The sequence below is a fragment of the Pseudomonas sp. 24 E 13 genome (assembly GCF_900004715.1).
In the GTDB taxonomy this organism is placed as follows: domain Bacteria; phylum Pseudomonadota; class Gammaproteobacteria; order Pseudomonadales; family Pseudomonadaceae; genus Aquipseudomonas; species Aquipseudomonas orientalis_A.
The window spans coordinates 45298-50709 of record NZ_CVTO01000127.1 but is presented as its reverse complement, the minus strand read 5'-3'; the positions used below and the strand labels follow the sequence as shown (position 1 = coordinate 50709).

General features: G+C 61.5%; 5 protein-coding genes and 1 pseudogene. 3 read left to right on the top strand and 3 right to left on the bottom strand.

Features of this window, described 5'->3' with window-relative positions; genetic code table 11:
• Window positions 1-170: 170 nt before the first annotated feature.
• On the bottom strand, window positions 171-551 hold the full coding sequence (locus BFP90_RS16405; protein ID WP_065897412.1) for a RidA family protein: 381 nt from the start codon (window positions 549-551) through the stop codon (window positions 171-173).
• Window positions 552-733: 182 nt separating this feature from the next.
• On the opposite strand from BFP90_RS16405, the pseudogene BFP90_RS29640 reads away from it, so the two are divergent.
• A pseudogene (locus tag BFP90_RS29640) lies at window positions 734-1501 on the top strand (PAS domain-containing protein); the annotation flags it as partial.
• A 3-nt stretch (window positions 1502-1504) separates the two neighbouring features.
• Entirely contained in the window at window positions 1505-2089 is a 585-nt protein-coding gene (locus BFP90_RS29635) for a methyl-accepting chemotaxis protein (RefSeq protein WP_370671700.1), read from the top strand.
• Between the two features lie 60 nt (window positions 2090-2149).
• Here the strand turns inward: BFP90_RS29635 and BFP90_RS16395 are convergent, their stop codons facing one another.
• Window positions 2150-3019 carry an isocitrate lyase/PEP mutase family protein gene (locus tag BFP90_RS16395; RefSeq protein ID WP_065888139.1) on the bottom strand — a complete coding sequence of 290 codons (870 nt, stop codon included), beginning with the start codon at window positions 3017-3019 and terminating at the stop codon, window positions 2150-2152.
• Between the two features lie 246 nt (window positions 3020-3265).
• Here BFP90_RS16395 and BFP90_RS16390 point away from each other — a divergent pair, with 246 nt between their 5' ends.
• Window positions 3266-4198 (top strand): cupin, encoded by a 933-nt coding sequence (locus tag BFP90_RS16390; RefSeq protein WP_065897410.1) that lies wholly within the window; start codon window positions 3266-3268, stop codon window positions 4196-4198.
• Window position 4199: 1 nt separating this feature from the next.
• On the opposite strand, the gene BFP90_RS16385 is transcribed toward BFP90_RS16390, so the two are convergent.
• Entirely contained in the window at window positions 4200-5105 is a 906-nt protein-coding gene (locus BFP90_RS16385; protein ID WP_065897408.1) for a LysR family transcriptional regulator, read from the bottom strand.
• Window positions 5106-5412 lie beyond the last annotated feature (307 nt).

Sequence of the window (5412 nt, the reverse complement as noted above, 5' to 3'; positions counted from 1 at the left end):
CAGCCGTGACCGCAGAAACGGATATGTACTCGGTCTGATCCAACATCCTGGTCGGCCCAGAGGCCGCCATTGGGGGCAAGCCCCCTCCCACATTTTGTCGGCGGGACGCGGAGCGTCCCAGGCGGCATTCCCACGCAGAGCATGGGAACGATCAACAGTATCCCCGGGTATCAGCCCTTGGCGGCCATCGCGGTGACTTCAACCCGCATGCCTTTGACCGCCAGTTCGGCAACGCCCACCGCAGCTCGTACCGGCCAGGGCTTGGCGAAAAAGCGCGTGTACACGTCGTTGAACGCGGCGCGGTCAGCCATGTCGGTGAGGTAGATGGTCAGGTGCATCACCCGGTCCATGGAGCTGCCGGCTTTTTCCAGGGCGACTTTCAGGGCTTGCAGGGTGCATTCGCTTTGCGCCGTGATATCGCCCAGTTCCAGGCTGCCGTCGGCGTGGGTGGGGATCTGGGTGGACACCAGGATGCCGTTGAAACCAATCACGTCGGATGAGATGGACCCTGCATCCGGATCAGGGGTGAACTGCAGATCGTGGTTTGCCATGAAAACCTCTCGCGTAGGGCGTAAACGTTGCCGCGCAGTCTACCCATTGAGGACCTGCGGGTCACGGTAGCCGTCAGTAGTTTTTTGACGTCAAAAAAGAAAATCCTGCGCGAGGTAAAGTCGCTCAAAGCCGCGCCGATAGCGTGTTAGAGACTGATTCTCTGCACGTTGAGGGCAACATCATGTTCAACACGAAACTCAAACAAGAACTGGCGGCCAGGACGGTCGAAGTCGATGAGTACAAAGGACTGATTGCTGCACTCGAACGCTCCATGGCCGTCGTCGAGTTCGACCTCAACGGCAAGGTGTTGCGTGCTAACGATAACTTTCTGAATACCCTGGGCTATACCCGCGACCAATTGGCCGGCAAGACCCATCGCGATTTTTGCTTTCCAGCCCTCACCGGCAGCCCGGCCTACGCTCAGTTGTGGAGCGACCTGCGCGCCGGCAAGTTTGTCTCCGGCACCTTCAAACGCATGCATAGCAGCGGCGCGACCATTTGGCTGGAGGCCAGCTATAACCCGCTGTTGGATGAGCGCGGGCAGGTGCTGAAGGTGGTCAAATACGCGCTGGATGTCACCGCCAAGGTCGAGCAGGAAGCCGCCACCCGCAGCAAACTCGTTGCACTGGACCGGGCGATGGCAGTTATCGAGTTCGATTTGAGCGGCCAGGTACTGGACGCCAATGCCAACTTCCAGCAGGTGATGGGCTATTCGCTGGCGGAACTCAAAGGCAAGCACCACCGTTTGTTTTGCGAGCCGAGCCTGATCAGCAGCAGTGAATACGCCGATTTCTGGCGACGTTTGAACAACGGTGAGTTTTTCACCGGTCAGTTCAAACGACTCGGCAAACACGGCCGGGTCGTGTGGCTGGAGGCCAGTTACAACCCGGTCTACGACGGTGACGGCAAGTTGATCAAGATCGTCAAGTTCGCCAGCGATATCACCGAGCGCGTGGAGAAGTTCGAGGAGGACTCGCGGGGAGCGTCGCGGGCTTATCATATTTCGTCGGAGACCGAACGCTTTGCCGAGCACGGCACTCAGGTCATCCAGGACACTGCCACCGAGATGCGCCGCATTGCCGATAATATCGGCGCCTCGGCGCGCCTGGTAGGGCAGTTGGGCGACCGCTCCGAGCAGATCACCGCGATCGTCAACACCATTCGCGGGATTGCCGACCAGACCAACCTGTTGGCGCTTAACGCGGCCATTGAGGCGGCGCGCGCCGGTGATCAGGGACGCGGCTTTGCGGTGGTGGCCGATGAGGTCCGGCAACTGGCGGGGCGTACCAGCCGCTCCACTGCGGAAATCGCTGAGATGATCGGCATGATCCTGACCGAAACCCGGGATGCCGTGAGCAGCATGAACGCCACCCAGGAAGGCGCGCAGCGCGGGGTGAACCTGGCCGATCAGGCCGGATCGGTGATTTTGCAGATCCGCACCAGCACCAGCGATGCGGTGCAGGCGGTGAGCATGTTTGCGTCCAAGCTGGACGAGTCGGAGGTTATTCCCAAGGCCGCAGTGGGCTGGGTGGGTTGAAGCTGATCCATTAAAAGCGCGCCCCGGTGCTGATCGCCAGGACCAGCACCGGCGCGGTCGTTACTCTTTCACATCCATGAATTCTTCAGCCCACGCCACATAGCTTTCCGGCAATGTGTAGGTGTGGGTCAACTCCGTGGCACTGAGGTTGGAGGTGCTGTGGGTGAGTTGGCGTTGCGCACGCAGGCTGTCGTAAGTGGCCTTGATCGCGGCAAAGTAGGCGCCATGCCCGGCCACCACGATGCGCACGCCCAGGCTGGCCAGGCGCTCGCTGTCATGCAACTGCGGGTTGCCGTAGGTCACCAGCATCAGCGGTACCGTGAGCTTTTCGGCGATTTTTTCCAGGTGGTCGAAGTCTTTGACGCCGACCATGCAGATCCCGTCGGCACCGGCCTTTTCATAGGCCCGGGTGCGGGCGATCACGTCTTCGGTGGGCAATACGCCGGCGTTGGTGCGGGCAATGATCGACAGTTCAGGGTCGACACGCGCTTCGAGGGCCGCCTTGACCTTGCCGATGCCTTCCTCGACGGAGATCAAATCCGTGGATTTACGCCCGAATTGCGCAGGCAACAGGGTGTCTTCGATGGTCAGCGCCGCAACGCCGGCGCGTTCCAGTTCTTCAACCGTGCGCATCACGTTGAGGGCGTTGCCGTAGCCGTGGTCGGCATCGGCAATGAACGGCAACTGCGCGACACGGCCGATACGGGTGGCCTGCTCGACGAACTCACTCAGGGTAATCAACGCGAAATCGGGTGCCGCCAGTACCTGCAGGGAGGCGACGGAGCCGCCGAGGATACCGACCTCAAAGCCCAGGTCAGCCGCGATACGCGCGGACATGGGGTCGAAAACCGAGGCGGTTTCGACACAGATTGGCTTGGCAAGCAGTTCGCGAAAGTTGCGGCGCAGCGCTGAGTGAGAAATCTTGGGCATGTTCTTTCCTGGCTTTGGTCATCGTCAAGTGACGATCAATGTCTATTCGTGGTGGCGCGAGATTACCACGGGACGGGCAGGGGTTTATGACGTTTGCGGGCATGGGATGTGGTTTGACTGCCCCGTTTTGCACAACTGCTGTGCGGCGTTGGCGATTCATTCACTGGCGCGCGATGCCTATAGTTCATCCACCGGCGCAGTGCTCGACCGTGCTGTGCACACCAGCCCAAGACTGAGGTAAGCCTGATGAACCGTGAATTCGATCCCGCCCTGAGTGCCATCAACCAAGTGGACGCCGAGTACTTCGAGTACAGCAAGGCGGCCAATCCCATCAGTGCCAATCTCATCACGCGCATTCCCTACCACAGCTTTCCCGCCGCGCTGTACGACAGCGGCCCATCGCGCATAGTCCCGCTGGACCTCAGTGACGCCCTGGGCTGTGAAGGCCCGGCGACCGGTCCGGGGCTGTGCGCGAACTTCATGCGGCTTAATCGCGGCGATACGCTCACCTTGCAGCCCAACGCCACTTCGCAGGTGTTCTACGTGATCGCCGGAGCGGGCCGTACGGTTCAGGGCGAGTCCACGATTGAATGGTCCAAGGGCTGCTTTATCGCGCTGCCCGGCCGGCAGGAGGCGCAGTTCAGCGCCAGCCAGGATGCGCGTCTCTACTATGTGCACGATGAACCGTTGTTGCGTTACCTGGGCGTGACAGCCGGCGCCGATCGCTTCACGCCCACCTTGTACCCGGCGGCACTGGCCAACGCCAAGCTGCGCGAAGCCGCCGATGATCCGCGTGCCCAGGACCGCAGCCGCATCAGTATCCTGCTGGGCAACCGCAACTTTCCCCAAACCCGCACAGTGACGCACGTGCTGTGGGCGATGTATGGAATCCTGCCGGCCGGGTCGGTGCAAAAGCCCCACCGCCATCAGTCGATAGCCCTGGATTTCATCATTGACTGCCCGCCCGGTTGCTACTCCCTGGTGGGCACCGAGCTGGAGCCGGACGGGCAGATTCGCAACCCGGTGCGGGTCGACTGGGCGCCTGGCCTGGCCTTCGTGACGCCGCCGGGGTATTGGCATGCGCACTTCAACGAATCCGACACCGAGGCGTTCCTGATTCCGATCCAGGACGCGGGGCTGCAAACCTACCTGCGTGCTCTGGATATTCGCTTCAGTTGAGTCAGTGCCAGTCCGGCGTCTCGCCCAGGCGCTCGACGATAAAGTCGATAAAACAGCGGACCTTGGACGACACGATGCGCTTGGGCGGGTAGACGAACCACACGGCAAACGCCCGTTCGACGCCCTGGACGCGCCATTGTGGCAGCCACACCACCAACTCACCGGCCTTGAGGCTGCGGGCCACCAGCCAGTCCGGCAACAGCGCGAACCCCAATCCCTGGCGCGCGGCGATCAATTGCGCGTCCAGGTCATTGATCCGGATGCAGTCGCCATGCACCAACGACGCTACGCGGCCGTCGGCGACGAAGGTCATATCGCTCATGGCCTGTGTACCCAGTACCGCAGGCACACTGGCAAGATCGGTCGGCGTCGAGGGCGGCGGGTGCTGCATGGCGAATGCCGGACTGACCACCAGGCGGTAGTGGCCGTCGCAGAGTTTGCGCGCTTTCAGCGTGGAATCGGCCAGCGCGCCAATGCGGATGGCGAGATCGACGCCGGCGTGAATCAGGTTGACCTGGGCGTTATCCAGCACCAGCTCGACGCCGATCTGCGGGTAGCGCAGGCGAAAGTCGTTCAAGGCCGGAAGGATATGGTGACGGGCAAAGGCCGGCGGCAGGTTGAGCTTCAATAACCCGCGCGGCTGCTGGTTCAGCGCCGACGTCGCCGCTTTGGCGTGTTCCAGTTCATCGAGCACCCTGCGGGCGTGCATCAGGAACGTCTGGCCCCCTTCGGTCAGGTGCAGGGTGCGTGTGGAGCGGTTGAACAGCGCGATGCCCAGGTCCTGCTCAAGGTCCTTCACGTAGCGTGAAACGGTGGAGGCCTTGATGCCCAGGCGTTCGGCTGCGCGGGAAAAGTTGTTGCCTTCGGCGGCTTCGACGAAGGCGGTCAGGGCGGCGAAATAGTCCAAGGTCGGCCTCAGGGGCAGGGCGGGCAGAGGTGCAGGTTGTGGAGGTTTGCCGCGTGCTGTCAACAGCCAACTGACAGTGGAGATACCCTGTGGGAGGGGGCTTGCCCTAATGCCAGTCAGTTAAGCGAACGAAATGCTTAAAGCAGCGAAGATCCCCTGTGGGAGGGGGCTTGCCCCCGATGACGGCCTCAGGGCCGACCAGGATGCTGGATCAGACCGAGTACATATCCGTTTCTTCGGTCACGGCTGCTAATGGTTCCGCTTTTACAGCGGCTCACTTTTGAAAAGCGCAAAAGTAAGCAAAACG

Bases quoted from the DNA above. Each gene is read 5' to 3' on its own strand.
- BFP90_RS16405 (WP_065897412.1), bottom strand. From the start codon at position 551: ATGGCAAACCACGATCTGCAGTTCACCCCTGATCCGGATGCAGGGTCC.
- BFP90_RS16395 (WP_065888139.1), bottom strand. From the start codon at position 3,019: ATGCCCAAGATTTCTCACTCAGCGCTGCGCCGCAACTTTCGCGAACTG.
- BFP90_RS16390 (WP_065897410.1), top strand. From the start codon at position 3,266: ATGAACCGTGAATTCGATCCCGCCCTGAGTGCCATCAACCAAGTGGAC.